This is a genomic window from Muribacter muris (assembly GCF_001038205.1).
Taxonomy (GTDB): domain Bacteria; phylum Pseudomonadota; class Gammaproteobacteria; order Enterobacterales; family Pasteurellaceae; genus Muribacter; species Muribacter muris.
On record NZ_JWIZ01000054.1, the window covers coordinates 18,220 to 45,194 of the forward strand.

Below are 26,975 nucleotides of genomic sequence, written 5' to 3' on the forward strand. Positions count from 1 at the left end.
ATTTATCTAACTTCACTATTATATTGCCATTGCATAAACTGATATTTTCACACATCATCATAGTGCAATGCCCACGTTTGCAATTCAAGAGTGCTATTCAATATACCACTTGGCACACAATGTAAAATGCTAATCAATTATTGAATATCTACTGTTATAAATGCAATACCGCAAATTTTCTCGGCGATCTCACCGCTTGCAAAAGTTCACAGAAAAACAAAAAGCCCGAATAAATCGGGCTTTTAGCATCAATCAAATAGATTATTCAGTTACAGTTTCTGCAGAAACTTCCGGGCGATCTACTAACTCAATGTAAGCCATTGGCGCATTATCACCTGCACGGAAACCACATTTTAAGATACGGGTATAACCACCCGCACGTTGTGCAAAACGTGGACCTAATTCATTGAATAATTTAGCAACGGTTTCGATGTTGCGAGTACGGGCAAAAGCTAAGCGACGATTCGCTACGCTATCAACTTTTGCTAAAGTAATTAACGGCTCAACTACACGACGTAACTCTTTCGCTTTTGGCAATGTAGTCTTGATAATTTCATGACTAATTAATGAACTTGCCATATTGCGGAACATCGCTTGGCGATGACTGCTGTTACGGTTTAATTGACGTCCACTCTTACGATGGCGCATAACCTATTCCTTCTTAGAAAATCTAATATCTGAATTAGTCTTCAGCAATACTTGCCGGAGGCCAATTTTCAAGGCGCATACCCAGTGATAAACCACGAGAAGCAAGCACATCCTTAATCTCGGTAAGTGATTTCTTACCAAGGTTAGGTGTTTTTAATAACTCAACTTCTGTACGTTGGACTAAATCACCGATATAGTGAATTGTCTCTGCCTTCAAACAGTTAGCAGAACGAACTGTCAGCTCTAAGTCATCTACTGGACGTAGAAGAATTGGATCAAACTCCGGTTTTTCTTCTTTCACTTCTGGCTGACGAACATCACGCAAATCAACGAATGCAGCTAGCTGTTCTGCTAAAATCGTTGCAGCACGGCGGATGGCTTCTTCCGGATCAAGCGTGCCGTTAGTTTCCATCTCAATAACCAGCTTATCTAAGTCTGTACGTTGTTCCACACGTGCCGCTTCTACATTGTAGGCGATACGGTCAACCGGACTAAAACGTGCATCCACTAATAAGCGGCCGATAGGACGATCATCTTCTTGCGTATGTACACGAGCAGATGCCGGTACATAACCCCGACCACGTTGCACACGGATACGCATATTGATAGAGGCGTTTTTATCCGTTAAGTGACAAATAACGTGTTCAGGATTCACAATTTCAACATCACTATCAAGTGTAATGTCGGCTGCAGTTACAGGGCCAATCCCAGATTTAGTCAGTGTCAAAATAATATCATCTTTATTTTGCACTTTTACCGCTAGACCTTTTAGGTTTAACAAGACTTCAAGAATATCTTCTTGAACACCTTCTTTGCTGCTGTATTCGTGTAATACACCATCAATTTCTACTTCTGTAACTGCGCAACCAGGCATAGACGAAAGTAAAATGCGACGAAGTGCGTTACCTAAAGTGTGCCCGAAGCCACGCTCTAACGGTTCTAATGTCACTTTTGCGTGAGTTGAACTGATTTGTTCAATATTCACTAAGTGGGGTTTTAAAAATTCTGTTACAGAACCCTGCATTTTATCCTCTCTTTGCTTTCAAGCTACTATTGCTAACGATTATTTAGAATAGAGCTCAACGATCAGATGTTCATTAATATCTGCTGATAGATCAGAACGTTCAGGCGTACGTTTAAATACACCTTCCATTTTAGTTGCATCCACGTCTAACCAAGTTGGTTTTTCACGTTGGGTTGCTAACTCTAATGATGCTTTAATACGTGCTTGTTTTTTAGATTTCTCACGTACAGCGATCACATCATCAACAGAAACTTGGAATGAAGGAATGTTGACAACACGACCGTTTACCACGATAGATTTGTGGCTTACAAGCTGACGTGCTTCCGCACGTGTTGCTGCAAAGCCCATACGGTAAACAACATTATCTAAACGACCTTCTAATAACACTAATAAGTTTTCACCGGTATTGCCTTTTAAGCGGTTAGCTTCTTTATAGTAGTTACGGAATTGACGTTCCAAAATACCATACATACGGCGAACTTTTTGTTTTTCACGAAGCTGACTACCATAGTCAGATAAGCGAGGTTTACGAGCACCGTGTTGACCTGGCGCTGTATCAATTTTACATTTTGACTCGATCGCGCGAACACCTGATTTAAGGAATAAATCGGTACCTTCACGACGGCTTAGCTTGAGTTTTGGACCCAAATATCTTGCCATTTTCTTTCTCCAATTATCCTACGTCAATTACACACGACGTTTTTTCGGTGGACGACAACCGTTATGAGGAATCGGAGTCACGTCAGTAATATTCGTAATACGGAAACCCGCTGCATTTAATGCACGAATAGTGGATTCACGACCTGGACCCGGACCTTTAACCATAACTTCTAAATTCTTTAAACCAAACTCTTTAACCATTTCAGCACAACGCTCAGCAGCAACCTGTGCGGCGAATGGTGTTGATTTACGAGAACCACGGAAACCTGAGCCACCCGCAGTTGCCCAAGCAAGAGCATTACCTTGACGGTCAGTAATGGTTACGATTGTATTATTGAAAGACGCATGGATATGAGCTACGCCATCTGCGATCTGTTTTTTTACACGTTTACGTGCACGAACTGGTGTTTTAGCCATTTTATCTATCTACTCCGATTATTTTTTGATCGGTTTGCGTGGACCTTTACGGGTACGCGCATTAGTCTTAGTACGTTGACCACGTACCGGTAAACTACGACGATGACGTAAACCACGATAGCAACCTAGGTCTAAAAGACGTTTGATGCTTAAAGTTACTTCACGACGTAAATCACCTTCGACAGTAAATTTACCAACTTCTTCACGCAGTTTTTCAATCTGCTCTTCAGACAATTCTCTGATCTTCACATCTTCAGCAATACCCGTTGCAGCGCAAATTGCTTTTGCACGAGTTTTACCGATGCCATAAATAGCAGTCAGTGCAATTACGGTATGTTTTTGATCAGGAATGTTAATGCCTGCAATACGGGCCACTATGCACTCCTATTTTTAAAGTTATTGATATACTGATCTTGAAAAGCCCGTTTCAGGATACTCAAACAGCATATCAGGACAAAATGAGCTGAGCAGTATAACTGCCCAGCAGGTTCTTTGCAAGAAATTTGTCAATTAACCTTGACGTTGTTTGTGTTTAGGATCGCTACAAATAACGCGTACGACACCTTCACGCTTAACAACTTTACAGTTACGACACATTCTTTTTACTGAAGCACGAACTTTCATTGCTTATCCTTTGATATCAAAGGGCTACTGCCCTAAGCCTTTTAGATTGGCTTTCTTCAACACAGAATCATACTGCAAAGACATTAAATGACTTTGTACCTGTGCGATGAAATCCATAATAACAACCACAACAATCAATAATGAAGTTCCGCCTAATTGGAAAGAAACTTTCCATAGAGATGTTATGATATAAGGAACCAAACAAACAAAGGTGATATATAACGCACCAATTAAGGTTAAACGTGTCATCACTTTATCAATATAACGAGATGTTTGCTCGCCTGGTCGATAACCTGGTACAAACGCACCTGATTTTTTTAAATTATCCGCTGTATCACGAGGATTATACTGCATTCCTGTATAAAAGAATGCAAAGAATATGACAGCCATCGTAAATAATACGACATATAACGGCTGACCCGGTTGTAATAACTGTGATAAATCAAATAACCATTCAAATCCTTCGGCAGAACCGAACCATTGTGCTATCGTTGCCGGAAATAAGATAATACTTGAGGCGAAAATTGCAGGAATAACGCCTGCCATATTAACTTTTAATGGTAAATGAGATGATCTTGCAGGTGCCATCATTCTTCCTTGCTGGCGACTTGCATAGTTTACAACGATTCTTCTTTGTCCACGCTCAACAAAAACGACAAAATATGTTACTGCAAACGCAATGACCGCTATCAACAGTAGGACAAGTAACGAGATCTCACCTTGACGAGATTGTTCAATTGTCTGACCGATTGCCGATGGCAAATCTGCGACAATCCCTGCAAAGATAATAAGTGAAATACCATTACCAATACCCCGCTCCGTAATTTGTTCGCCTAGCCACATCAGGAACATTGTTCCGGTTACTAAGCTGATTACAGAGGTAATATAGAATAGCATACTTGGATTAGGCACTAATCCGTGCAGCATATTCGGAAGTCCGACTGAGATACCGATAGACTGAATGAGTGCTAATAACAATGTCGCATAACGTGTATATTTGCTGATTTTGCGTCTGCCCGCTTCGCCTTCTTTTTTCAATTCAGCTAGGGCAGGGTGAACTGCTGTCAATAATTGAAGAATAATTGACGCAGAAATATAGGGCATAATCCCTAATGCAAATATAGAAGCTCTACTTAAAGCACCACCAGAGAACATATTGAACATATCAATGATGGTGCCTTGCTGTTGTCGAACTAGCTCGGATAATACAGAAGCATCAATACCAGGAACAGGAATAAAAGAACCGATACGAAAAACGATTAAAGCACCTAAAACGAACAATAATCTTGATTTTAATTCACTAGTCCCCTTCTGAGTATTACCTTGATATCCTGGTTGTTTAGCCATTTATTATTCCTCGATAGAACCACCAGCAGCTTCAATAGCAGCTTTTGCACCTTTAGTTACGCTTAAGCCTTTAACCACTACTGCTTTTTCAATTTTACCTGAAAGAATAACTTTAGCAGATAAAATATCTTTTGTGATTACGTTAGCTGCTTTTAAAGCCTCTAAAGTAACTGTGTTACCTTCTACTTTTGCTAACTCATTTAAACGTACTTCAGCTGTATGCAATGATTTAAGAGAAGTAAAACCAAATTTTGGTAAACGACGGTATAAAGGCATTTGACCACCCTCGAAACCACGGCGAACACTGCCACCGGTACGAGATTTTTGACCTTTATGACCACGACCACCTGTTTTACCTAAACCGGAACCAATACCACGGCCTAAACGTTTTGCACTGTGCTTAGCACCTTCAGCTGGAGAAAGAGTATTTAAACGCATTTGATTACTCCTCCACTTTAACCATATATGAAACTTGATTGATCATACCGCGTACAGCAGGTGTATCTTCCAACTCAACAGTATGACGAATATGACGTAGACCTAAGCCTTTTAACGTCGCTTTATGCTTCGGTAAACGAGCAATCGAGCTACGGGTTTGAGTTACTTTAATTTTTGCCATATTCAATTACCCCAAAATTTCTTCAACGGTTTTACCACGTTTAGCAGCAACCATTTCCGGTGATTTCATATTTGCAAGTGCATCAATTGTTGCACGAACAACGTTAATAGGGTTAGTTGAACCGTACGCTTTAGAAAGAACGTTATGCACACCTGCAACTTCTAACACCGCACGCATTGCACCGCCTGCGATGATACCCGTACCTTCGCTTGCCGGTTGCATAAATACACGTGAACCTGTGTGAGAACCTTTAACAGGGTGTTGTAATGTACCTTCGTTTAACGCTACATTAACCATATTGCGACGAGCTTTCTCCATCGCTTTTTGGATTGCTGCCGGAACTTCACGAGCTTTACCGTAACCAAAACCTACACGACCGTTACCATCGCCTACTACTGTTAAAGCAGTAAAGCTCATAATACGACCACCTTTAACGGTTTTTGATACACGATTAACCGCAATTAGCTTTTCCTGCAGTTCACCAGCTTGTTTTTCGATGTTTGACATCTCAAATTCCTCTATTAGAACTGAAGACCAGCTTCACGAGCAGCATCTGCTAAAACTTGCACACGACCGTGATATTTAAAACCAGAACGATCAAATGCAACCGCTTGAATACCTTTTTCTAAAGCACGCTCTGCAATAAGTTTACCTACTACTGCCGCCGCATCTTTATTACCGGTATATTTAACTTGCTCTTTAATTACTTTTTCAACAGTTGAAGCTGCTGCTAAAACTTCTGAGCCATTTGGTGCAATTACCTGCGCATAAATATGACGAGGTGTGCGATGTACAACTAAACGCGTTGCACCTTGCTCTCTCATTAAATGACGTGCACGGCTTGCACGACGGATACGAGCTACTTTCTTATCCATAGTGTTACCTTACTTTACTTTTTCTTAGCCTCTTTTGTACGTACGATTTCATCAGCGTAACGTACACCTTTACCTTTATAAGGCTCTGGACGGCGATATGCACGAATATCTGCTGCTACTTGACCGATTAACTGTTTGTCTGCACTCTTAAGAACGATTTCTGTTTGAGACGGACATTCACCAGTTACGCCAGCAGGCAATACATGTTCAATCGGGTGTGAGAAGCCTAAACTTAACGCAACTGTGTTGCCTTTCATTTGTGCTCTATAACCAACACCAACTAATTGTAATTTCTTAGTAAAGCCTTCGGTAACACCGATAACCATTGCATTAACTAATGCACGAGCAGTACCTGCTTGCGCATCCGCATTGACAATCCCTGCTTTAGGGGCGAATGTTAATACATTAGCTTCGTATTTTACTTCAACCGCATTATGAATTTCACGAGATAACTCGCCGTTTTTACCTTTAACTGTTAATAGCTGACCATCGAGTTTTACATCAACTCCGGCAGGAACATTAACAGGTGCTTTTGCAACACGAGACATTTTTCCTACCTCACTATTATGCTACGTAACAGATAATTTCACCGCCGAGACCCGCTTGACGCGCTGCACGGTCGGTCATTACACCTTTAGATGTAGAAACTACTGCGATACCTAATCCGCCCATTACTTTTGGTAACTCGTCTTTACGTTTATAAATACGAAGACCAGGACGGCTCACGCGCTGGATACTTTCTACAACCGGTTTGTTTTGGAAATATTTTAACGTAATTTCCAGTTCAGGTTTAACACCTTCAACAACTTTAAAGCTCTCAACGTAACCTTCTTCAGCTAAAACGCTTGCAATCGCAACTTTTAACTTAGATGAAGGCATACTGATTGCAACTTTGTTCGCAGCTTGACCGTTACGAATACGGGTCAGCATATCTGCGATTGGATCTTGCATACTCATGTATTTACTCCCATGATTCCAAATTAAAAGAGGTTATTACCAGCTTGCTTTTTTAAGGCCCGGAATTTCGCCACGCATAGCGGCTTCACGCACCTTAATACGGCTTAAACCAAACTTGCTCAGTACGCCGTGAGGACGACCAGTTTGGCGGCAACGATTACGCTGACGGCTAGGGCTAGAATCGCGAGGAAGTGTTTGTAATTTTAACACTGCTGCCCAACGATCTTCGTCAGAAGAATTTACATCAGAGATGATTTTCTTTAATTCTTGACGTTTAGCGTAGAATTTATCAGCTAATTTCGCACGTTTTACATCACGTGCAATCATTGATTGTTTTGCCACGATAACCTACCTTATTTACGGAATGGGAAATTGAAAGCAGCTAAAAGAGCTTGACCTTCTTCATCACTTTTCGCTGTTGTTGTGATAGTAATATCCAAACCACGCACACGATCTACTTTATCATAGTCGATCTCAGGGAAAATGATTTGCTCACGCACACCCATGCTGTAATTACCACGACCATCGAAAGACTTCGCATTTAAACCACGGAAGTCACGGATACGTGGAACAGCAATAGTAATCAATCTTTCAAAGAATTCCCACATACGTTCGCCACGAAGGGTTACTTTGCAGCCGATAGGGTAGCCTTGACGGATTTTAAAGCCTGCAACAGATTTGCGTGCTTTTGTAATTAAAGGTTTTTGACCGCTGATTGCTGTTAGATCCGCCACGGCGTTATCTAATAGTTTTTTGTCGGTCAATGCTTCACCCACACCCATATTTAGGGTTATCTTTTCGATTCGTGGGACTTGCATGACAGATGAGTAGTTGAATTTTGCTTTTAATTCATTAACTACTGTATCTCTGTAGTAATCATGCAGTTTCGCCATCGCATTACTCCAGTTAATTAAATTGTTTTATCGTTAGACTTGAAGAAACGTACTTTCTTACCGTCTTCAAATCTAAATCCTACACGGTCAGCTTTATTTGTTTCAGGGTTAAAGATTGCAACATTTGACGCATCAATCGCTGCTTCTTTTTTCACTAAACCACCCGCTTTGCCTAATGCCGGCACCGGTTTTTCGTGCTTAGTGATAATGTTGATACCCTCAACAAACACTTTACCGTTTGGTAACACTTTAGTTACCTTACCACGCTTACCTTTATCTTTACCGGTAAGTACGATTACTTCATCGTTTTGACGGATTTTTGCAGCCATTACATTCTCCTTATAGTACTTCTGGAGCTAAAGAGATGATCTTCATAAACTTCTCAGAACGAAGTTCACGCGTCACAGGTCCAAAAATACGAGTACCGATTGGTTGCTCTGTGTTATTGTTTAAGATTACACAAGCATTGCCATCGAAACGAATAACTGCGCCATCTGGGCGACGAACACCCTTCTTGGTGCGCACAACAACTGCTTTTAACACATCACCTTTTTTCACTTTACCGCGTGGAATTGCTTCTTTTACAGTAACTTTGATGATATCGCCAATAGCAGCGTAACGACGGTGCGATCCACCTAGAACCTTGATACACATTACGCTACGAGCCCCTGAGTTATCAGCAACATCCAGCATAGTCTGTTCTTGGATCATATTAGTGCTCCGTTAAAATAAAAAACACCCTTTCGGGACGAATCTACTTGCCCTATGCAAATAGCTGGCGGAATATATCATAATTATGCTCAACATATCAAGCAAATTTTTACGGTAAGCGGTCGCTTTCCATTGAAATTTTGCAAAAAAATCACGCCGACCGACCGCTTGCAAATAAAAAAGCGAACCGAAGTTCGCTTTTTAGGGTTAATGATCAATACGGCCAAATCGTCCGTTTTTCACATCATCAAATGCCTGTACAATTTCTTCACGGCTGTTCATTACAAACGGGCCGTAACCGACAACAGGCTCGTTCAACGGCTGTCCGGTTAAAATCAGCAATTTTGCATCATTATTGGCTTCAACCAGCACATCTGCACCGCCACGTTCAAAGGTAGCCAATTCACCTCGGCGGGCAATGTGATCACCACCGATTTGCACCGTGCCGTCCAACACCAAAATCACCACATTATGCGCTGCCGGTACGCTGAAAAGGTGGCTTTTGCCCGCATTCATCACCGTATCCCACATATTGATTGGGCTAAAAGTGCTGGCTGCCCCGTGGATATGGAGTAATTCACCGGCAATCACACGCACTGTACCTGCCGCGTTCGGCAATGCCACCACCGGAATCTCCGCCGAGTTAATCGCTTGATATTTTGGTGCGGTCATCTTATCTTTTGCCGGTAAATTGACCCAAAGTTGCACCATTTCAAATAAGCCGCCCTCTTTAGCGAATTTTTCGGAGTGCATCTCTTCGTGCATAATGCCTGAGCCTGCGGTCATCCATTGCACATCACCCGTGCCGATAGTACCGCCGCCACCGTGTGAATCCCGATGAGCCACTTCGCCTTGGTAAGCAATGGTAACGGTTTCAAAACCACGGTGCGGGTGCTCTTCCACACCTCGCAAATCAAATGCCGAGTTATCACGGCGACCACCTTGGAAATATTTCGGCGGGTTATAATCCATCAATAAAAACGGATCAAGGTGTTTATCACGATCGTTATAGTTAAACATTGATTGAACGTGGAAACCGTTACCGACCCAGTGTTTTTCCGGCGCTTGCCAAACATTTGCGACTTTTTTCATTTTATCCTCACTTATTTATTACTCAAACGCTGTCGTTTGTTGATGGACGTATTATAGATAATCAAAACAAGTAGATAAATAAGCCTTTTATTGAAAGATAATTTCTAAAAAAGAAAGAATAAGCGGTCGGTTTCGTGATGAAATTTGCAAAAAATCGCCCGCACCCGACCGCTTACTTACCAGACAATCTGTTCAAAACGGGTAACGAGAAAATCAATCAATGTCCGTACTGCAAGGGGCAGACGGTGGCGGCTAGGGTAAAGTAAATAGACATTAAAGGTCGGGAGCTGCCACTCATTCAGCACCGTTTGCAGCGTGCCGTTTTGCACCAAATCCGCCACCAAGTAAGTCGGTAACATTGCAATGCCCTTGTGAGCCAACACACTGTGAAGCAATACGTTCGTATCGTTGGTCGCAAATCGGCTGCTGAGGGTTAAACTGACCGTTTGTTGTGCTTTTTGAAAAGTTAATACCTTTTGATTGACGTTGATATGCGATAAAAAGCTGTGGCAGCTTAGTTGCTCTAATTGGCTCGGCGTACCAAATTGCGCCAAATACTCAGGGGTGGCAACCAGTACGGAATGGCACTCCGCCAATTTACGTGCGACCAAATGCGGATCGGGGCTATGGGTAAAGCGGACGGCTAAATCAATCCGCTCGGCGATTAAATCGACCAAGGTATCGGTCAGTTGAAGCTGAATATTCAGTTTCGGGTGTAGGGCAAGAAAATCGTTCACCGCTTGCAATAAATGGTTCGCACCGAACGCCGCATTACAAGACAAACGCACCACGCCTCGCAACTCGCCCTGCATTGCCGCCATTTCCTGCTGCATTTCTTCGCTTAAATTTGCCATTTTCCGACAGAAAACGACCGCTTGCTCACCGGCATCCGTCAGCGAAACTTTACGGGTTGTACGTTGTAGCAATCTCGCGCTTAGCCACTCTTCCATTAACGCAACATAACGGCTAACCATCGGTTTGGATAACCCCAATCGCTCTGCCGTTACCGTAAAATTACCCGTTTCTGCAACACTGAGAAAGACGTGAATAGCGGTTAATCTGTCCATTTTACCCTCCCATTTATTTCTTATATTGAAACAATTATATGCAAAAAACGTACTTTTTCCGAGAGTTTATTTCAGTATAATGCCTGCCATTCAAAACACACTTCATCATTTAGAGGAACACATAATGAAAAAATCACTCACCTTTTTAGCCGCACTTGCGGCTGCAACAACGGCATTGGCACACACCACACCGGAACAAAACAAAGCAGCGGTACTCGCCTTTTACGAATTAGCGTTCAATCAGCATAAAGTGCAAGAGGCGGTTGATAAATATGTGGGAGCGGAATATCGTCAGCACAATCCGACTGTGGCGGACGGCGGCAAAGACTTCGTTGATGCCTTCGAGCCTTTCTTAAAAGCAAACCCGAAATCTAAAGCCACAATCAAACGTGTTTTGGCAGACGGCGATTTGGTCGCATTGCACGTACACAGCCAACTTGACGATCAAGATAAAGGCGAGGCGGTGGTGGATATTTTCCGTTTCGATGAAAACGGCAAAATTATCGAGCATTGGGACGTGATCCAAGCCGTGCCGACAGAAAGTGCCAGCGGGCGTGGAATGTTTTAATAAACGGCAACTATTGTTTTAGACACAGTCGCTCAAAAAACAAAAACCGCCTGAATAGATTGGGCGGTTTTTAACAAGCGGTTACATTCACCGTCAAATTTACAAAAGGCTCACTTAAAGCAGGTTTACAATATTCACCTCAAGCGGTTGGCTGAGCAGATCTCCAAACGCTTTCACTGCGGCAAAAATACGGCTGTTGAATATGCCATTCTAAATCCGCCATTGAGTGCCACTGTTCAATGTTTCATCAAGGCTAGTCAAACAAACCTTTAACGGTTAATGCTAACCAGTCCCACGCTTTGCCGAAAATACCGGCTTCTTCCACTGCTTGCATCACTTGTAGGTTGATCGTTGCCAGATCTTTCCCGTTCAGTTGATACACGATTTTCCCGACTACCTGACCTTTCGCCAGCGGCGCTTCAAGATTTTTCTTATCTAGTGTGAAGCGAGCCTTCAACTCGCCGGCTTTACCTTTCGGCACGGTGATATAGCTGTCTTGCAATACGCCGAGTTGCACTTTGTTCAAATCGCCGTAATAGACGCTCTGCTCGGACACGCTCTGCCCCGCAATAAGCGGTTTGACCGTTTCAAAATTAGCAAAGCCCCATTGCAGTAATTTTTTACTTTCGACTTCACGGCCTTTGTAGGTCGGCACGCCCATTACCACAGACACAAGGCGGGTATTGCTGTTATACGCCGAAGCCACCAGATTATAACCGGCTTTATCGGTATGACCGGTTTTCATTCCGTCCACATTAATGGTTTTATCCCATAATAAGCCGTTGCGGTTAGGCTGCTTGATTTTATTGAAAGTAAACTCTTTTTCAGCGTAGATTTTATACTCGTCCGGCAAATCACGAATAATATGGATACCGAGCAACGCCATATCACGTGCAGAGGAATATTGGTTTGCATCGTCCAAGCCGTGTACGGTGGTAAAATGGGTATTTTTCAAGCCGAATTGATGGGCATACTTATTCATCGTTTCAATAAAGGCTTGCTGAGAGCCGGAAATATGCTCCGCTGCTGCTACGCTGGCATCGTTACCGGAGACAATAATAATCCCTTTGTTCAGATCTTCCAGCGAAACCTGCTGATTGAGGTTGAGGAACATTTTAGACGAGCCGGGAAATTTTTGCCCCCACGAGCTTTCCGTTACCGTAATCATATCGCTGTTTTTTACTTTGCCGCTTTTTAACGCATCGCCAATCACATAGCTGGTCATCATTTTGGTTAAACTAGCAGGGTACTGACGCTGATCCGGATTTAACGCCGCCAACACTGCCCCGGAGTTGTAATCCATTAAAATAAAGGTTTGGGCGTTCAGTTGCGGTGCAGGAATACCGTGCCCGATCTCATCGGCGTGGGCAAATTGCATACTGGAAAATGCCAATGCGCACACACCGGCAGAAATGCGTAATTTTTTCTTTAACATATTAAGTCCCGTTTATTTTGCTGAATAATGAATAGATTGATAATGCGCCAATTTCACAATCTGCTTTTTCACGCTCTTGCTTTCGCTGAGATTGGTAACGGCGATCACTACCCGATACTGCTTACCGACTTTTTCAACATAGGCTTTTTGCTTTACCGCTCTTGCGATTTTTTTCGCCTCTTTTTCGTTATCGGTTATCACGGTTAAACTTGGCGAAGGCTGTTTGGTCGCTTTGGAAGCGGTCTGTTTTTCCGGTTTTTTTGCCGAAATCTCCGCTTTAATCGCCAGGCTGTTTCCTGACCCTTTCACCCTAAAGGCTAACCCCTCTTTTTGTGCCAGCTTGCGTAAACTCTCCGCGCCTTTGCCGATGATGTAACCTTGGCTATCCACCTGCATCGCTTCCACCCGCACTTTTGCGACACCGGAATGAAACATACCGATTTCACGAGCCGCCGCTACCGACAGATCAATAATACGGGCTTTGCTGAACGGACCTCGATCGTTGATTTTCACAATCACCTTACGCCCATTGCGTAAATTGGTAACTAACGCATAAGAACCTAACGCTAAGGTTTTATGCGCCGCCGTATAGGCATTTTTATTGAAGATCTCACCGCTTGCGGTTTTTCGCCCGTGGAACATTCCGCCATAATAGCTGGCAACGCCCGTTTGACTATACAGACGAGATGCCTCTTTGCTGATCGTTGTATGCGTTTTACCTTTTTCACGGTAACTGTAACGCTTCGTGCTGACTTTAGTCGGCTGCAACTTTGCCCCTTTCACGCCGTAAAGGGTTTTGGTTTCATTTGCCATAGCTGACGGCTTTTTTTGAGTAACCGCCGTTTTCTTGGTTGCTTTTTTCACCACTGTCTTTTTTGGTGATGACTTTTTTATCGAACCTTTAGTTGCACCAAAACTCTGCGTGGGCAACAATGCCATTAAGATTGCCATCAATACGGCGGCAAATTTTGTGAATTTCATTCAATCCTCCTTAAATTCCCCTGCACGATGCAGACGATTGCGTTATTTTAATTTATTAAACGGATTATTTTTGTCCTTACGTTCACGGTGAACATAAGCGGACATCATCAACCCAAAAGCTGCCATCAGGGTAACATAGGACGTTCCCCCATAGCTAAACAGAGGTAAAGGCACGCCCACTACAGGCAAAATCCCGCTTACCATACCAATATTAACGAACACATACACAAAAAACAGCAATGCCGTGCCGCCGGATAAAATCCGCCCGAATGCCGTGCCGGCTTTTGCGCCGATCGTCAGCCCGCGAGCGATAATAAACAGATAGATCGCCAATAAAATCAACACGCCGATCAAGCCGTGTTCTTCACCCAATACCGCAAAAATAAAATCCGTATGGGGTTCGGGCAAAAATTCCAACTGTGATTGTGTGCCTTCCATCCAGCCTTTGCCTTCAATCCCCCCCGAGCCAATCGCAATTTTCGATTGGATAATGTGATACCCCGAACCGAGCGGATCTTTTTCCGGATCAATCAGCGTCATTACCCGTGTTTTCTGGTAGTCGTGCATTAAATAGAACCACATTATCGGGATAAAACCGGCTAAGAATACAACACCCGCGCCGATCAGCTTCCAGCTCAAACCGGCAAGGAATAAGACAAAAATCCCCGCCGCACACACCAAAATAGATGTACCTAAATCCGGCTGTAACGCCACCAATAAGGTTGGCACAATAATCATCGCCAAAGCAATAAAGGTATCCCGAAAATCCGGTGGTAGCGGACGCTTGCCTAAATAAGTCGCCACCATTAGCGGCACGGCAAGTTTAGCAATTTCAGACGGCTGAAAGCGAATAAAGCCCAAATTCAGCCAACGCTGCGCGCCCTTACTGGTTTCCCCTGCCACATCGACCAACACGAGTAGGATAATGCACACCACATACAGATACGGGGCAAGTTTTTCATAAAAGCGTGGCGGGAAAAATGCCATCACCAGCATTAGCCCCAAGCCTAAGCCGACTTGGAATAGGCGGCTGATAAACATTTTTTCACTGCCGCCGCTGGCACTATACAATACAATTAAACCATAGCCGGTAACCGCCAGCAGACCGGTCAGCAGGAAAATATCCAATGCGAACACTTTCCAAAAACGAGCTAAAAATTTATTCACGGCGTTCCCCATTATTGACAGGCGGTGCGTTATCGTCATTTTTTTGCAAATCCGGACGTGCTACGGATTGGTTCAACGCATAATCCATCACTTTACGTCCCATTGGCGCAGCCGTGCTACCACCACCGCCGGCATTTTCTAAAATCACCGCCACCACCACCGTTGGATTGTCGTAAGGTGCATAGCCGATAAACCAGCCGTGATCGTGCAATTTCTTTGAGATTGCGTGCTTGTTATAGGTCGCACCTTTTAAGCTGAACACCTGCGCCGTCCCCGTTTTACCTGCCGCACGGTAAGACGCACCGGCAAAGGCTTTTCGCCCCGTCCCATTGCTGGCGTTAATCACATTGTACATACCGAGCTTGGCAATCTGCCAGTAACGGGCCGGCACGTTTTTAATATCGTCATACAGCAGCGGATCTTGATAAGGGATCGTTTCAGTGGACATAATCTCTTTCATTAAATGCGGGGTATTCACCCGTCCGTTATTGATAAGCACCGCCGTTGCCTTCGCTAATTGCAACGGCGTGGAAATCCAATAGCCCTGCCCAATGCCGACAGAAATGGTATCCCCCGGAATCCAGCCTTTTTTATAGCGTTTCTGTTTCCACTCACGGCTTGGCATAATCCCTGAGGATTCTTCGTGCAAATCAATGCCGGTTTTGACCCCAAAACCGAACATTTTCATCCAATCGGACATTTTATCGATCCCCATATCGTAGGCGAGCTGATAAAAATAGGTATCCGACGACTCGGTGATTGCTTTATTCACATCTGTGCTGCCGTGTCCGCTTTTTTTCCAATCCCGAAAGCGTTGGGTTGTACCGGGTAAGAGCCAGTAGCCGGGGTCAAACACGGTTTTAGTCGGCGTAATTTTGCCTTCCGCCAAGCCCGCCACTGCCATAAACGGTTTAATCGTGGAGGCGGGTGGGTAAGTCCCTTGCGTTGCCCGACTGTACAAAGGGCGGTCAGGATCGTCCAATACTTGCTTATAATCCTTACCTGAAATGCCGTCCACAAACAGATTATTGTCGTAACTCGGTGTCGTTACCATCGCTAAAATACTACTATCACGAGGGTCAAGCACCACCACCGAGCCTCGATGATTACCGAGTAAATCGGCAACATAGCGTTGCAGTTCGACATCAATGGTCAAGCGAATACTGCCGCCGGCAACCGCCGCTTGATCCCGCAGTTTGCGGATCACTTTGCCCCGGTTATTGATTTCCACTTCTTCAAAACCGGTTGTGCCGTGAAGCTGATCTTCATAAAACTTCTCAATCCCCAGTTTTCCAATATCGTGCGAGCCAGCATAATTACCGAATTTCCCCTCATCTTGCAGCCGTTTTTTATCCTTATCGTTAATTTTAGCGACATAGCCGAGAATATGGGTCATTATTTCGCCGTACGGGTAATTCCGTTTGAAATAGGGGTGAATATCCATTCCCTGAAAACGATGCTGATTGACCGAAAAGCGGGCGATCTGCTCTTCGGTCAAATCCGGTTTAAGCAAAATCGGCGTATAGCGAGACGAACGTTTCTTTTCCTTACGAAAATTATCAATATCCGCCTCGCTCAAACCGACCAACGCCTGCAATTCCGCCAGCGTTTGCTCTAAATTATCCACCTTTTCCGGCACAATATATAAGCCGAAAAAGGTTAAGTTTTCCGCCAATACTTTACCGTTACGATCGTAAATCAGCCCTCTTGTCGGCGTAACCGGCAACAACTTGATGCGATTGCCGTTGGAACGGGTTTGGTAGGATTCATAGTCGGTAATTTGCAAATGATATAGATTCGTCAGCAAAATGCCCGTCAGCCCTAATACGCCGAGAAAAGCAATCAACGCCCGACGGATAAACAGATTTAACTCTGCCTGCCCGTTGCGGACTTTTTCGTAGTGTTTGGGTTTCGTTAATTTGCCCAGTTTGCCAAACATTGCACGTTATTCTCGGTGATAAGGGTGATTGGTGGTTAAAGACCACGCCCGATACAAACTTTCCGCGACCACCACTCGCACGAGTGGGTGCGGTAGGGTCAGCGGGGAAAGCGACCAACTTTGCTCCGCCGCCGCTTTACATTCGGGAGAAAGCCCCTCCGGCCCGCCGATGAGCAGGCACACATCCCGCCCGTCATTTTTCCAACTTTCCAACTGCTCGGCAAGTTGCGGGGTCGTCCAAGGTTTACCGGGAATATCTAAGCTGACAATCCGCCCCCGCCCGCAAGCGTTGAGCATCAACCGTCCTTCCTGTTCCAAAATACGTTTAATATCAGCATTTTTACCCCGTTTACCCGCCGGAATTTCCACCAGCTCAAACGGCATATCTTTGGGAAAGCGGCGCTGATATTCTTCAAATCCTTTTGTTACCCAATCGGGCATTTTAGTTCCCACCGCAATTAACTGAATTTTCATTAGATCCACAATTTTTCGAGTTGATACAATTCGCGGCTTTCCCGTTGCAGAATATGCACAATTGCCTGCCCGAAGTCGATCACAATCCAGTCGGCAACGGCTTTGCCTTCGTGAGCAAATACCTCAACGCCGGCTTTTTTACTCTCTTCAATCAGATTATCGGCAGTAGATGCCACGTGGCGACTCGAAGTGCCGGTGCAGAGGATCATTGTATCGGTAATGCTGGATTTTCCTTTGACATCAATTGCTTGAATCTCTTGTGCTTTTAAACCTGACAGGGTTTCAACTAAAAAATCAACTAAATTCTGTGCCATATTATATGTTCTTCTCATTACAAGCGGTCGGTTTTGCCGATTTTTTGGCAATGTTGATTGTACCGACCTAAGATAATAAAGGTATAAAAGGGGTGAAGTATAGCATAGAAATCAGGCGCATTCGGCAGCCCGTCAAAAAGAAAGCGGTGGGATTTGCAAAAAATCGTGCTAATCTCACCGCTTGTAGAGGTACTCAATGGAGTGTTTTTTTATTGTGTTGTGTTTGCTGTTTGCTAGGTTTGATCGTCTTTCGGCAGATACTCAATGCGAATATTAAGGCTAGCGAGAATGATCGCAATCACCGGAATGGTGTAATTCATCACTGCATAAGGGGCATATTCAAACGCACTGACCTGCAACATTGAGAAGGCAAATACCCCACAGGTGTTCCACGGCACAAGTACGGAAGTTACCGTGCCGCCGTCTTCCAATGCACGGGAAAGATTTTTTGAACTTAGCCCTTTATTTTGATAGGCGGTTACATACATTCTGCCCGGTAATAAAATGGAGATATATTGCTCGGAGGTGGTAATGTTGGTTACAATTGCCGAAAAAATGGTGGCAATAATCAGGCTGGAGGCTTTTTTGGCGAAGTTTAAAATCGTTTCCACCACAGAACGTAGCATTCCCGTTTGCTCGGCAATACCGCCAAAAGTCATTGCCACAATCGTCAATGAAATGGTGTACATCATTGACTCAATCCCGCCCCGATTAAACAGCGTGTCGATCATTTCGTGCCCGCTCTCAATTTTATAGCCGTCGTGCAAGGTTTTCACTGCAACCGCTACCTCGCCGCCTTGTACAAAAATATGGCAGAGCCAGCCCATTAAAATCCCCGCGGTCAATGCAGGCAATGCCGGCACTTTCTTCGCAACTAATACCACTACCAATACCGGCACCGCTAATAACCACGGCGAAATCACGAAATTCCGCTCCATTGCCTGCATAATATCGGTGATTTTACTTAAATCTACATTATCGTTAGCAAACTGAAAGCCCATATAAAGATAGACGCCAAGTGCAATAATAAACGCCGGTACGGAGGTAATAAACATATGGCGAATATGGTCAAACAGCGGTGTGCCGGTAATACCCGCAGCAAGATTGGTAGTATCCGAGAGCGGCGACATTTTATCGCCGAAGTACGCACCGGAGATCACCGCACCAGCCACCATCGGTGCCGGAATGCCGATACTCAACCCGATACCCATTGCCGCTACGCCGATTGTCCCCATTGTTGACCACGAACTACCGATTGCCAAGGTTACAATGGCACAGATAATACAAATGGTAAACAAAAACAGCGAGGGTGAAATCAGCTTCAAGCCATAGTAAATCATCGTGGCGACAATGCCGCCGCCCAGCCACGCCCCAATAGTCAGCCCAATCATAATGATGATGACTATCGCAGGTAACGCCATTTTAATGCCACGATAAATCCCTTTTTCAATCGTATCCCAGCTATAACCAAAATAGAGTGCGATACAACTGGCGGTAACCGCCCCAATCAACAACGGCACGTGTGGCGAGGCTTCAAATTTAATAATTGCCACCGCCATTACGCTGACCATCACGACAATCGGTAGTACGGAATAAATAAAGGGAATACGAATATCTTGTTGTGTTTGCATAGTTCCTCCTGCTTACAAGCGGTTATTTTTTCTCTGTTTTTTGCAAGCAGTCTGCTTAACTTAATACTTCACGAATGCGTGCCAACGCCCAGTCGAGATCCGCTTTTTCAATCACGAGTGGTGGGGCAAAGCGAATCACCGTATCGTGCGTTTCTTTACATAACAAACCTTTTTCTTTTAAGGCTTCGCAGTACGGGCGAGCGGCTTCGTGTAATTCCAAACCGATGAACAAGCCACGCCCCCGCACCTCTTTAATGGAAGGGTGCTGGATTTTTTTCAATTCCGCTAAGAAATAGTCGCCCAATTCCCGTGAACGCTCGGCGAGATTCTCTTCAATCAGTACATCAAGCGAAGCGATTGATACGGCACAAGCTAACGGATTTCCCCCGAAAGTCGAGCCGTGCGAGCCGGGGTTAAACACCCCTAAAATAGCTTTGTCCGCCACCACACAGGAAATCGGGAAGACCCCGCCACCTAACGCTTTACCGAGAATATACATATCCGGCTCAAACCCTTCCCACTCGCAGGCAAACAATTTACCGGTACGCCCAAGCCCCGCTTGGATTTCATCGGCGATAAAGAGGACATTATTTTGCTGACAGAGTTGGTAGGCTTGTTTGAGGAAATCTTTTGGTGGGATAATGATGCCGGCTTCGCCTTGAATCGGTTCGACTAAGAAAGCGGCGGTGTTAGGGGTAATCGCCTGCTTTAATGCCTCCAAATCACCGTACGGAACTAGCTTAATCCCCGGCAATAACGGCCCGAAGCCCCGTTGGTAGTCCGGATCGGAAGAGAGCGACACCGCCGCCATTGTCCGCCCGTGGAAATTGCCTACGCAAGCGATAATTTCCGCCCGATTTTCTGCAATACCCTTGACATCATAGCCCCAACGGCGTGCCGCCTTGATCGCCGTTTCAACCGCTTCCGCCCCCGTATTCATCGGCAAAGCCATTGATTTTTTGGTTAATTGGCAGATTTTTTCATACCAAATACCAAGTTGATCATTATAAAACGCCCGAGAAGTGAGGGTAACTTTGTCCGCCTGATCTTTTAACGCCTGCACGATTTTCGGGTGGCAATGCCCTTGATTGACCGCCGAATACGCACTGAGCATATCCAAATAACGTTTGCCCTCCGGATCTTCGACCCAAATCCCCTTCGCCTTGCTAATCACAATCGGCAAAGGAAGATAATTGCGTGCGCCATACTGTTCGGTTTGAGAGATAAGTTGCTGAGATAAAGCAGACATAATACGTCCTTATTGTTAATCAAATGTTAAACACCCGTCGATTGTAACAACTTTTACGCAAAAGGAACGAAAAATTTGTGAAATTTATGATCTAGTTCTCATTTTTGTTTATCCGAAGAATGCGTCTCTTACTTTTTTATGAAGTGCTTAGGTAAAAATGCTGTAAGAACATCTTCTACAATCATATATAACGCTCTTTAATAATTTTAGTAGAGTCCCTGCCTAAAATTTGTTAGACTTTTTTCAACATCCTCTCCAATACACTCGAATTTTATTATGTCACAAACACCGAAAAACCGACTCTCAATGACAATTACCAATAGTACCCACCTCGAAAGCGGTAAAATGGTTTCCTCTCATTTTAGTCCTGAAGGCGGGCAAGTCGGGAGTGGGGAAAACAATCATTGGGTTATCCAAGATTTGCATAAAAATATCCCCGCCAATCAATTTCGGATTGAATGGCGTGATCATCATTTCTGTTTATTAGTTCTCCATCAATCGCTTTTACTGAATCACGCTGAATTTACCCCAAAATCCGGTTTTATTCGCTTAAAACAGGGCGATATTATTTCAGTAGGCGATTTGGTGATTCGAGTGAATTTGGAGAAGAATGCAGATACAAATATCCCCCAAACCATTGAGGAAATAGTTCAATCTGAGACAGCCTCGTTACATACTATGCTGTCCGGACACACTTCTATTTCCCGCTTACGCTCACCGCTATCCACTTCTGAGACACCGACAATGAAAAAATTTGACGACCCTTTAGTTGCATTAAATGAAACAATAGCAGACACACAGGCTCAAATGCCGATTGCTGATGAATCGCCTCTTGCAAATAAGCCACAAACTTCCACTTTCAAAGAACGTGAGTTCGATCAGACTTTTCTGGATTTGCCTGATACGGTTACAGGACAACATTCAGAAACATTAAATGCGCATCATGTTGCCTTAACCCCTTTAATACGAGAATTACACACAACTCTTCCGATTGAAGATACGCAAACGGCTAATGATTTTCTTGAAGAAATCGGTAAAACTTTACACGCAGCAATTATGGGTTTACTTGCACTGCAAAAAGAAAAGAATAACTTATCCGATAAACATTTAAGACCGATTGAAGATAATCCGTTGCGATTAAATTTAGATTACAGCACCACTATTGATATTCTCTTTGGTGCGAAAAAAAGTCCGGTACATTTATCCGCACCGGCGGCCGTTTCGGAAAGCTTACATAATGTATTGTTACACAATAAAGCAAATACGATTGCGATTACCGCCGCATTAAATGCGATTTTAGCCGCATTCTCCCCCAATACCCTATTAAATCGGTTTGAAAACTATCGCCGTAGCAATGAGCGCCAAGCGACAACCGATGCTTGGGCGTGGGAAATGTACAACAATTATTATCAAGAGCTCACCTCTGCTCGTCAATTTGGGTTTGAAAAATTGTTTTGGGAAGTCTATTCACAAGCCTACGATAAGGCATTAAGGGACGCCCATAAAAATTAAGGATAATCACGTGAAATTACTACACTTTACGTTAATGTGTCTGGTGGCGTGGGCAACAAGTGGTTGTAGCAGCGCCATTGATGCGGCAAAAAAGATCGGGCAAGTCATTATGGATCCGTCTATTCAGGTCGGTAAGGATACGGATCAGCCTTCAACGCTACGATTAACCCTATTAGCCGAACCGAATATTAACCCTAACAGTGCTAATCAGCCTTCGCCTATCAATCTGCAAGTAATTTATCTCACGGAAGATTCAATGTTACAGGCGACTTACTATGACCAATTACAAGAGACGGAACTTAAAGATATTCTCGGTAAAAACTATTTAGATCATCAAGATTACACCCTAGTCCCTGCACAATACAAACCTTTACCCGAGATAACGTTAGACGAGAAAAACCAGTATCTTGGACTGATTGCCTATTATTCCAATCCCGAAATATCGGAATGGAAGCAGGTCATTAAATTAAACGGTACAGGCGGTCATCGTTATCACGTCTTAGCACAAGTTAAAAAACAACATCTTATTATTAAAGTGGAAAAGGAATAAATATGTCGAGTCAAAATCGTATTATTTGGCAAGAAGGGCTCTTCATCAAGCCACAACATTTTCAGCAACAGCAACGCCATATTGATTATTTACTGCATAGTCAGCTTACCACACTGTCTCACTATCACTATGGCATAAGTGCCCTTGAGATTAACCGGGAACTGTTAAATTTAGGGAAGTTCGGATTGCTTTCAGCCTCCGGCATATTTAATGACGGCACTCCTTTTTCTATGCCGTCCGAAGATTTTTTACCGGATACGATTGATATCAAAGATATTAGTACCCGCGAAAGCCAAGATATTTATTTAGCCTTACCCACAACAAACCCTTCCGTTAACGATATTCAATCCGCCTATCACACATCGGATGCTCGTACGGTTCGTTATAGAGAAGATGTGCAAGAGGTTCGAGATGTGCATACACCACAAGGGAATAATGCTCAGGTATTCGTTGCCCGCCTTGCGCCCCGTTTAATGCAAGGGTCTGAAGATCGCAGTGCCTATACCTGTATTTTGATTGCCCGTATTCGTCATATTGAACAAGACGGTAGAATTGAGTTGGACCAGCAATTTATCCCAACCTGTTTATCCGTCAAAGCCTCAACCATTCTACGGGATTTCTTGACTGAAATTGCCGGCACACTCGATCAGCGCACCGGCACGCTCTCTTCTCGTATCGGTTCACCGAGCCAACAAGGGATTGCCGATGTTACCGAGTTTTTAATGCTACAACTTTTAAACAGGCAGTTTCCGTTTTATACACATTTACAAGCCCAGCCGACTATTCACCCAGAGTTTTTATATCGGCACTTAATCAGTTTTGCCGGTGAATTGATGACCTTTACCGACGCCTCCCGCATTGCACACATTTACCCAGAATACGATCACGACGATTTAACCGGTACCTTTAATGACGTATTACGGGGTATTCGGATTGCACTGAGTACCGTATTAATGCCTAGAGCCGTCTCTATTCAACTGATTGATCGTGAGCACGGTATTAAGATCGCTTCAATCAACGATCGGGATCTCTTAGAACGGGCCGAATTTATATTAGCCGTAACAGCACAAATCCCTGATGAACAGCTACGCCGCCAATTTGTGCAACAAACGAAAATCACCTCACCGGATAACCTACGCCACTTAGTGAGTATACAGTTACCGGGGGTATTACTCACACCGTTAAGTGCCGTACCACGCCAACTCCCGTATCATTCCGGTTACACCTACTTTAAGTTGGATACACTCGGTCAAGAATGGCAGCAAATTAAGACACATCACGCACTGGCTTTCCATGTATCCGGACACTTTCCGGCATTGGATATGCAACTGTGGGCAATTCGAGGATAATCTATGGCTGAATTAGACTATCACCTTTCATCAGACGAACTTGATTTAGCTTATCACTATCACCTCGCATTAAGAGGGCATAATATCAACCCGATGATTGACGCGGCTACGCCGCTACTGGGAATGGTATTACGCTTAAAAGAATTGGCAGATCGTGATATTCCAAAAGGATTATATCAGCAAGTCGTGCGGGATATCACCGCCATTGAACATACCCTTCAGGCACAGCATTATGAACCGGCTGTCGTGGTCTCTTTTCGTTATATTCTTTGCACCTTTATTGATGAAATTGCACTCGGGCACGGGTGGGATCGCCAAAGCGATTGGTATAAACAATCCCTTCTCACCCATTTCCATAATGAAACTTGGGGGGGTGAGAAAGTGTATCTTTTACTGGATAAATTACTGACCGAACCGAAGCGTTATAAAGAACTCCTAGAGTTTCTTTTCCTCTGTTTTAGTTTGGGATTTCGTGGTCGTTATAAAGTGCAGCAATCCTCAGTAGAATTTAATGAGATTTATCAGAATCTCTACCGCTATATTCGAGAACTCACGCCCGAGCCGGGTCAAATCGTGCTGCATCATACCCCCAACCTAAAAAAATCCCGCTATCTGCTTCTCAAAAAATGGGGGATTAAACACTATGCCTGTTTAGGTCTGATAATCTTAAGCGGGATATATAGCGTTTATGCGTTTAAGTTACATTACCAAACGCAAGCAATCTTAAAACAAATTGGCAATCTCTTACATTAAAGCCCAAACAAAGTGAGGAACGACTATGATTCAAAACACCCGCACCACCGGACTCTATTTTGAATTAACCCTGCCAATTGACAACAACATCAGACTGGAGGTCGTCTCCTTCACATTAGATGAGGCTTACAGCCAACTCTTCACATTAGACATACAAGCCGTCAGCCGCTATCAAACCTTAGATTTTTCCACCCTGCTGGGTAAAAACGGCACCTTACGTCTATACCAAGCCGGCGTACTTCTGCGAGAAATCACCGGGCTTATCTGCCATTTTGATACCGGTGATAGCGGATTTCATCATACTTTCTACCACCTTACCCTCTCGCCTCAACTCTATCAGTTGACCCTACGCCATAATTGCCGGATTTTTCAGAAAAAAGACCTACGTCATATCTTAGCACAGCTACTGGACGAACACCGTATTGTCGATTACCAGTTTGCTTTCCGTTTCGACCACCCGGTAAGAGAATATTGCGTCCAATACCGTGAAACCGACTTTGACTTCTTACAGCGTTTAACTGCCGAAGAGGGTATCCTATTCACATTTGAGCAAACTGCAAGCGGTCGGAATAGCGTAGTATTTTACGACGATGTTGCCTATCTCAATGCCACAAAAGCCGCCCAAATCTGCCTGCCTTACCGTGTGCCTCAACAAGGGAATACCGAGTCTAGTGTCAGCACTTTCCGTTTCGGCGGTAACCTTCGCCCCTATATGGCCAGCCTCAACGATTTTAACTTTAAAAGCCCATTGGCCTTATTTACATCAGCATAAAGAGCGCGCATATCAGCCCTTTGATAACGAAGCAGGCAATATACGCCACGAACACTATGATTATCCCGGGCGTTTTAAAACCAGTGAATGGGGGCAAGCCTTTACCCGATACCGTATCGACAGTTTACGGCGAGATGTTCATTGCGGTGAAGGTGCCAGCAACGCAGCAATACTTAGTCCGGGGCGTTTTTTAAAACTGACCGACCACCCTAAAGCCGACTTTAACCAACTGTGGCAAATCACTGCCGTCCGTCATCATGGCGAGCAACCTCAAAGTCTGGAAGAGGGACATCAGCAGACGGATACCTCCCAAGGGTGTTACCTGACCAACCACTTTCACGTTATCCCCCGAGCCCAAAGCTGGCGTATCAATCTACCACAAAAGCCTCAAATTCACGGCACACAAACCGCGACCGTTGTCGGGCCACCCGGTGAAGAGATTTTTACCGATAATTACGGGCGAGTTAAGGTACAATTTCATTGGGACAGAGAGGGGCAACACAATGACCGTAGTTCCTGCTGGATACGAGTCGCCAGCCATTGGGCAGGCGAAGGCTGGGGAATGCTTTCCCTTCCCCGTATCGGACAGGAAGTCCTTGTCAGTTTTCAAGAAGGCGACCCCGACCAACCAATAATCATCGGGCGTGTTTACAACGGCACACATCTGCCGCCAGGACATCTCCCACAAAGCCGCACCCAAATGTACATTAAATCCAAAACCTACAAGGGAAAAGGCTATAACAGTATGATGTTTGACGATGCCCCCCACAATGAACTGTTTGAGATGCACGCCGAGCGGGATATGGCAACCTTAGTCAAACACGACCAACGCAATCATATTCGGCACGACCGCCATTTAACTGTCGATAACACACAAACGACCACTATCGGTCGGGGCAGAACCGCCCAAATCACCACCGGAAATGATGTCAAATCCGTCTTAGCCGGCAGTAACTTAGAGACGGTCAGCCTGCTCAAAAGTACTGTGGCGAAAGAGATTTTCCAGTATGGCAAAGACCATATTGAGTTAGAAGTCGGTGAGCAGACCTCTATCACGCTGGATAATGAGAAAATCCTATTACGCTTCGGGCAATCGACTATTTTAATGAACGCCGAGGGAATATGGTTGGATGGTAAGCATATTGGGATGATGGAGAAAAACCCGGTTCACCAAAATTCTGAAATGACATTTCAAGATGCTAATGAGCTTATGCCGGATTGCTTACAGTCCTTAGCACAGTTAAAAAAATAAAGGGGCTGTACTAGATAACTAGGGAAATCTAATTTCAGGTTAGAATAATCCCTATGAGAAGAAGTCGTTTAAGTCAGTACAAGCAAAACAAACTG

General features: G+C 44.3%; 35 protein-coding genes. 7 read left to right on the top strand and 28 right to left on the bottom strand.

Going from position 1 to position 26,975, the window contains the following annotated elements:
* Nucleotides 1–261: 261 nt before the first annotated feature.
* The 19 genes from rplQ to RO21_RS08425 form a co-directional block, all read right to left on the bottom strand.
* Nucleotides 262–648 carry a 50S ribosomal protein L17 gene (gene rplQ / locus RO21_RS08340; protein ID WP_047977336.1) on the bottom strand — a complete coding sequence of 129 codons (387 nt, stop codon included), beginning with the start codon at nt 646–648 and terminating at the stop codon, nt 262–264.
* A 34-nt stretch (nt 649–682) separates the two neighbouring features.
* Nucleotides 683–1,672 (bottom strand): DNA-directed RNA polymerase subunit alpha, encoded by a 990-nt coding sequence (locus RO21_RS08345; protein ID WP_047977337.1) that lies wholly within the window; start codon nt 1,670–1,672, stop codon nt 683–685.
* Between the two features lie 39 nt (nt 1,673–1,711).
* The gene (gene rpsD / locus RO21_RS08350) at nt 1,712–2,332 is read right to left on the bottom strand and encodes a 30S ribosomal protein S4 (protein WP_047977338.1); all 621 of its coding nucleotides are present in this window, start codon (nt 2,330–2,332) and stop codon (nt 1,712–1,714) included.
* Nucleotides 2,333–2,359: 27 nt separating this feature from the next.
* Complete coding sequence (gene rpsK / locus RO21_RS08355; protein ID WP_005705959.1) at nt 2,360–2,749, bottom strand: 30S ribosomal protein S11; 390 nt, start codon at nt 2,747–2,749, stop codon at nt 2,360–2,362.
* Between the two features lie 18 nt (nt 2,750–2,767).
* A complete protein-coding gene (rpsM, locus tag RO21_RS08360; RefSeq protein ID WP_005599322.1) occupies nt 2,768–3,124 on the bottom strand; it encodes a 30S ribosomal protein S13 in 357 nt (118 codons plus the stop codon).
* 135 nt (nt 3,125–3,259) lie between these two features.
* Nucleotides 3,260–3,373: a 50S ribosomal protein L36 gene (gene rpmJ, locus RO21_RS12580; protein ID WP_005705974.1), complete on the bottom strand. Its 114-nt coding sequence runs from the start codon at nt 3,371–3,373 to the stop codon at nt 3,260–3,262.
* A 24-nt stretch (nt 3,374–3,397) separates the two neighbouring features.
* Nucleotides 3,398–4,720, bottom strand: coding sequence for a preprotein translocase subunit SecY (secY, locus tag RO21_RS08365; protein ID WP_047977339.1), 1,323 nt, complete (start codon nt 4,718–4,720; stop codon nt 3,398–3,400).
* 3 nt (nt 4,721–4,723) lie between these two features.
* Entirely contained in the window at nt 4,724–5,158 is a 435-nt protein-coding gene (gene rplO / locus RO21_RS08370) for a 50S ribosomal protein L15 (RefSeq protein ID WP_047977340.1), read from the bottom strand.
* 4 nt (nt 5,159–5,162) lie between these two features.
* Nucleotides 5,163–5,339: a 50S ribosomal protein L30 gene (gene rpmD, locus RO21_RS08375; protein WP_006250021.1), complete on the bottom strand. Its 177-nt coding sequence runs from the start codon at nt 5,337–5,339 to the stop codon at nt 5,163–5,165.
* A gap of 6 nt (nt 5,340–5,345) precedes the next feature.
* The gene (gene rpsE / locus RO21_RS08380) at nt 5,346–5,846 is read right to left on the bottom strand and encodes a 30S ribosomal protein S5 (RefSeq protein WP_005711985.1); all 501 of its coding nucleotides are present in this window, start codon (nt 5,844–5,846) and stop codon (nt 5,346–5,348) included.
* 14 nt (nt 5,847–5,860) lie between these two features.
* A complete protein-coding gene (gene rplR, locus RO21_RS08385) occupies nt 5,861–6,214 on the bottom strand; it encodes a 50S ribosomal protein L18 (RefSeq protein ID WP_047977341.1) in 354 nt (117 codons plus the stop codon).
* Nucleotides 6,215–6,228: 14 nt separating this feature from the next.
* The gene (gene rplF, locus RO21_RS08390; protein WP_047977342.1) at nt 6,229–6,762 is read right to left on the bottom strand and encodes a 50S ribosomal protein L6; all 534 of its coding nucleotides are present in this window, start codon (nt 6,760–6,762) and stop codon (nt 6,229–6,231) included.
* A 16-nt stretch (nt 6,763–6,778) separates the two neighbouring features.
* Entirely contained in the window at nt 6,779–7,171 is a 393-nt protein-coding gene (rpsH, locus tag RO21_RS08395) for a 30S ribosomal protein S8 (protein ID WP_047977343.1), read from the bottom strand.
* Between the two features lie 36 nt (nt 7,172–7,207).
* Nucleotides 7,208–7,513 (bottom strand): 30S ribosomal protein S14, encoded by a 306-nt coding sequence (gene rpsN, locus RO21_RS08400; RefSeq protein ID WP_047977344.1) that lies wholly within the window; start codon nt 7,511–7,513, stop codon nt 7,208–7,210.
* Nucleotides 7,514–7,524: 11 nt separating this feature from the next.
* Nucleotides 7,525–8,064, bottom strand: a complete 540-nt coding sequence (rplE, locus tag RO21_RS08405) for a 50S ribosomal protein L5 (RefSeq protein ID WP_047977345.1) — start codon at nt 8,062–8,064, stop codon at nt 7,525–7,527.
* 17 nt (nt 8,065–8,081) lie between these two features.
* Complete coding sequence (gene rplX / locus RO21_RS08410) at nt 8,082–8,393, bottom strand: 50S ribosomal protein L24 (RefSeq protein WP_047977346.1); 312 nt, start codon at nt 8,391–8,393, stop codon at nt 8,082–8,084.
* Nucleotides 8,394–8,403: 10 nt separating this feature from the next.
* The gene (rplN, locus tag RO21_RS08415; protein WP_005711998.1) at nt 8,404–8,775 is read right to left on the bottom strand and encodes a 50S ribosomal protein L14; all 372 of its coding nucleotides are present in this window, start codon (nt 8,773–8,775) and stop codon (nt 8,404–8,406) included.
* Nucleotides 8,776–8,982: 207 nt separating this feature from the next.
* Nucleotides 8,983–9,867: a pirin family protein gene (locus RO21_RS08420; protein WP_047977347.1), complete on the bottom strand. Its 885-nt coding sequence runs from the start codon at nt 9,865–9,867 to the stop codon at nt 8,983–8,985.
* A 176-nt stretch (nt 9,868–10,043) separates the two neighbouring features.
* On the bottom strand, nt 10,044–10,934 hold the full coding sequence (locus RO21_RS08425; RefSeq protein ID WP_047977348.1) for a LysR family transcriptional regulator: 891 nt from the start codon (nt 10,932–10,934) through the stop codon (nt 10,044–10,046).
* 124 nt (nt 10,935–11,058) lie between these two features.
* On the opposite strand from RO21_RS08425, the gene RO21_RS08430 reads away from it, so the two are divergent.
* Nucleotides 11,059–11,502 carry a nuclear transport factor 2 family protein gene (locus tag RO21_RS08430; protein WP_047977349.1) on the top strand — a complete coding sequence of 148 codons (444 nt, stop codon included), beginning with the start codon at nt 11,059–11,061 and terminating at the stop codon, nt 11,500–11,502.
* Nucleotides 11,503–11,755: 253 nt separating this feature from the next.
* On the opposite strand, the gene RO21_RS08435 is transcribed toward RO21_RS08430, so the two are convergent.
* The 9 genes from RO21_RS08435 to RO21_RS08470 are packed head-to-tail and all read right to left on the bottom strand — an operon-like array spanning nt 11,756 to nt 20,692.
* Nucleotides 11,756–12,937: a serine hydrolase gene (locus tag RO21_RS08435; RefSeq protein WP_047977350.1), complete on the bottom strand. Its 1,182-nt coding sequence runs from the start codon at nt 12,935–12,937 to the stop codon at nt 11,756–11,758.
* A 12-nt stretch (nt 12,938–12,949) separates the two neighbouring features.
* Nucleotides 12,950–13,918: a septal ring lytic transglycosylase RlpA family protein gene (locus RO21_RS08440; RefSeq protein WP_053067750.1), complete on the bottom strand. Its 969-nt coding sequence runs from the start codon at nt 13,916–13,918 to the stop codon at nt 12,950–12,952.
* Nucleotides 13,919–13,960: 42 nt separating this feature from the next.
* Nucleotides 13,961–15,097, bottom strand: a complete 1,137-nt coding sequence (gene rodA, locus RO21_RS08445) for a rod shape-determining protein RodA (protein ID WP_047977351.1) — start codon at nt 15,095–15,097, stop codon at nt 13,961–13,963.
* The gene (gene mrdA, locus RO21_RS08450) at nt 15,078–17,024 is read right to left on the bottom strand and encodes a penicillin-binding protein 2 (protein ID WP_047977352.1); all 1,947 of its coding nucleotides are present in this window, start codon (nt 17,022–17,024) and stop codon (nt 15,078–15,080) included. Before mrdA ends, rodA begins: the two co-directional genes overlap by 20 nt.
* Before the next feature lie 6 nt (nt 17,025–17,030).
* Nucleotides 17,031–17,498, bottom strand: coding sequence for a 23S rRNA (pseudouridine(1915)-N(3))-methyltransferase RlmH (gene rlmH / locus RO21_RS08455; protein WP_047977353.1), 468 nt, complete (start codon nt 17,496–17,498; stop codon nt 17,031–17,033).
* Nucleotides 17,498–17,812 (bottom strand): ribosome silencing factor, encoded by a 315-nt coding sequence (gene rsfS / locus RO21_RS08460; protein WP_047977354.1) that lies wholly within the window; start codon nt 17,810–17,812, stop codon nt 17,498–17,500. The genes rlmH and rsfS overlap by 1 nt, the downstream gene beginning before the upstream one ends.
* A gap of 17 nt (nt 17,813–17,829) precedes the next feature.
* Complete coding sequence (locus tag RO21_RS13130) at nt 17,830–18,009, bottom strand: hypothetical protein (RefSeq protein WP_162198525.1); 180 nt, start codon at nt 18,007–18,009, stop codon at nt 17,830–17,832.
* 36 nt (nt 18,010–18,045) lie between these two features.
* Entirely contained in the window at nt 18,046–19,443 is a 1,398-nt protein-coding gene (gene nhaC, locus RO21_RS08465) for a Na+/H+ antiporter NhaC (protein ID WP_047977355.1), read from the bottom strand.
* A 55-nt stretch (nt 19,444–19,498) separates the two neighbouring features.
* Complete coding sequence (locus tag RO21_RS08470; RefSeq protein WP_047977356.1) at nt 19,499–20,692, bottom strand: ornithine--oxo-acid transaminase; 1,194 nt, start codon at nt 20,690–20,692, stop codon at nt 19,499–19,501.
* A gap of 306 nt (nt 20,693–20,998) precedes the next feature.
* Here RO21_RS08470 and tagH point away from each other — a divergent pair, with 306 nt between their 5' ends.
* The 6 genes from tagH to tssI (RO21_RS08495) are packed head-to-tail and all read left to right on the top strand — an operon-like array spanning nt 20,999 to nt 26,880.
* A complete protein-coding gene (tagH, locus tag RO21_RS08475; protein WP_053067751.1) occupies nt 20,999–22,204 on the top strand; it encodes a type VI secretion system-associated FHA domain protein TagH in 1,206 nt (401 codons plus the stop codon).
* A gap of 10 nt (nt 22,205–22,214) precedes the next feature.
* Entirely contained in the window at nt 22,215–22,754 is a 540-nt protein-coding gene (gene tssJ, locus RO21_RS08480) for a type VI secretion system lipoprotein TssJ (RefSeq protein WP_064774266.1), read from the top strand.
* Between the two features lie 2 nt (nt 22,755–22,756).
* Nucleotides 22,757–24,103: a type VI secretion system baseplate subunit TssK gene (gene tssK, locus RO21_RS08485; RefSeq protein WP_047977358.1), complete on the top strand. Its 1,347-nt coding sequence runs from the start codon at nt 22,757–22,759 to the stop codon at nt 24,101–24,103.
* Between the two features lie 3 nt (nt 24,104–24,106).
* Nucleotides 24,107–24,856, top strand: coding sequence for a type IVB secretion system protein IcmH/DotU (gene icmH, locus RO21_RS08490; protein WP_047977359.1), 750 nt, complete (start codon nt 24,107–24,109; stop codon nt 24,854–24,856).
* Nucleotides 24,857–24,881: 25 nt separating this feature from the next.
* A complete protein-coding gene (gene tssI, locus RO21_RS13655) occupies nt 24,882–25,628 on the top strand; it encodes a type VI secretion system tip protein TssI/VgrG (protein ID WP_053067752.1) in 747 nt (248 codons plus the stop codon).
* Nucleotides 25,528–26,880, top strand: coding sequence for a type VI secretion system tip protein TssI/VgrG (tssI, locus tag RO21_RS08495; RefSeq protein ID WP_053067753.1), 1,353 nt, complete (start codon nt 25,528–25,530; stop codon nt 26,878–26,880). Before tssI (RO21_RS13655) ends, tssI (RO21_RS08495) begins: the two co-directional genes overlap by 101 nt.
* Nucleotides 26,881–26,975 lie beyond the last annotated feature (95 nt).

Bases quoted from the DNA above. Each gene is read 5' to 3' on its own strand.
- mrdA (WP_047977352.1), bottom strand. From the start codon at position 17,024: ATGTTTGGCAAACTGGGCAAATTAACGAAACCCAAACACTACGAAAAA.
- rplQ (WP_047977336.1), bottom strand. From the start codon at position 648: ATGCGCCATCGTAAGAGTGGACGTCAATTAAACCGTAACAGCAGTCAT.
- rpmD (WP_006250021.1), bottom strand. From the start codon at position 5,339: ATGGCAAAAATTAAAGTAACTCAAACCCGTAGCTCGATTGCTCGTTTA.
- rpsH (WP_047977343.1), bottom strand. From the start codon at position 7,171: ATGAGTATGCAAGATCCAATCGCAGATATGCTGACCCGTATTCGTAAC.
- rplR (WP_047977341.1), bottom strand. From the start codon at position 6,214: ATGGATAAGAAAGTAGCTCGTATCCGTCGTGCAAGCCGTGCACGTCAT.
- secY (WP_047977339.1), bottom strand. From the start codon at position 4,720: ATGGCTAAACAACCAGGATATCAAGGTAATACTCAGAAGGGGACTAGT.
- RO21_RS08420 (WP_047977347.1), bottom strand. From the start codon at position 9,867: ATGAAAAAAGTCGCAAATGTTTGGCAAGCGCCGGAAAAACACTGGGTC.
- RO21_RS08430 (WP_047977349.1), top strand. From the start codon at position 11,059: ATGAAAAAATCACTCACCTTTTTAGCCGCACTTGCGGCTGCAACAACG.
- RO21_RS08435 (WP_047977350.1), bottom strand. From the start codon at position 12,937: ATGTTAAAGAAAAAATTACGCATTTCTGCCGGTGTGTGCGCATTGGCA.
- rpsD (WP_047977338.1), bottom strand. From the start codon at position 2,332: ATGGCAAGATATTTGGGTCCAAAACTCAAGCTAAGCCGTCGTGAAGGT.
- rplN (WP_005711998.1), bottom strand. From the start codon at position 8,775: ATGATCCAAGAACAGACTATGCTGGATGTTGCTGATAACTCAGGGGCT.
- rpsK (WP_005705959.1), bottom strand. From the start codon at position 2,749: ATGGCTAAAACACCAGTTCGTGCACGTAAACGTGTAAAAAAACAGATC.
- RO21_RS08470 (WP_047977356.1), bottom strand. From the start codon at position 20,692: ATGTCTGCTTTATCTCAGCAACTTATCTCTCAAACCGAACAGTATGGC.
- rsfS (WP_047977354.1), bottom strand. From the start codon at position 17,812: ATGGCACAGAATTTAGTTGATTTTTTAGTTGAAACCCTGTCAGGTTTA.
- rplX (WP_047977346.1), bottom strand. From the start codon at position 8,393: ATGGCTGCAAAAATCCGTCAAAACGATGAAGTAATCGTACTTACCGGT.
- RO21_RS08345 (WP_047977337.1), bottom strand. From the start codon at position 1,672: ATGCAGGGTTCTGTAACAGAATTTTTAAAACCCCACTTAGTGAATATT.
- RO21_RS08425 (WP_047977348.1), bottom strand. From the start codon at position 10,934: ATGGACAGATTAACCGCTATTCACGTCTTTCTCAGTGTTGCAGAAACG.
- rpsE (WP_005711985.1), bottom strand. From the start codon at position 5,846: ATGTCAAACATCGAAAAACAAGCTGGTGAACTGCAGGAAAAGCTAATT.
- tssI (WP_053067752.1), top strand. From the start codon at position 24,882: ATGATTCAAAACACCCGCACCACCGGACTCTATTTTGAATTAACCCTG.
- rplO (WP_047977340.1), bottom strand. From the start codon at position 5,158: ATGCGTTTAAATACTCTTTCTCCAGCTGAAGGTGCTAAGCACAGTGCA.
- rpmJ (WP_005705974.1), bottom strand. From the start codon at position 3,373: ATGAAAGTTCGTGCTTCAGTAAAAAGAATGTGTCGTAACTGTAAAGTT.
- RO21_RS08440 (WP_053067750.1), bottom strand. From the start codon at position 13,918: ATGAAATTCACAAAATTTGCCGCCGTATTGATGGCAATCTTAATGGCA.
- rplF (WP_047977342.1), bottom strand. From the start codon at position 6,762: ATGTCTCGTGTTGCAAAAGCACCTGTTAATGTTCCTGCCGGAGTTGAT.
- tagH (WP_053067751.1), top strand. From the start codon at position 20,999: ATGACAATTACCAATAGTACCCACCTCGAAAGCGGTAAAATGGTTTCC.
- tssK (WP_047977358.1), top strand. From the start codon at position 22,757: ATGTCGAGTCAAAATCGTATTATTTGGCAAGAAGGGCTCTTCATCAAG.
- rplE (WP_047977345.1), bottom strand. From the start codon at position 8,064: ATGGCGAAACTGCATGATTACTACAGAGATACAGTAGTTAATGAATTA.
- rlmH (WP_047977353.1), bottom strand. From the start codon at position 17,498: ATGAAAATTCAGTTAATTGCGGTGGGAACTAAAATGCCCGATTGGGTA.
- rodA (WP_047977351.1), bottom strand. From the start codon at position 15,097: ATGGGGAACGCCGTGAATAAATTTTTAGCTCGTTTTTGGAAAGTGTTC.
- nhaC (WP_047977355.1), bottom strand. From the start codon at position 19,443: ATGCAAACACAACAAGATATTCGTATTCCCTTTATTTATTCCGTACTA.
- icmH (WP_047977359.1), top strand. From the start codon at position 24,107: ATGGCTGAATTAGACTATCACCTTTCATCAGACGAACTTGATTTAGCT.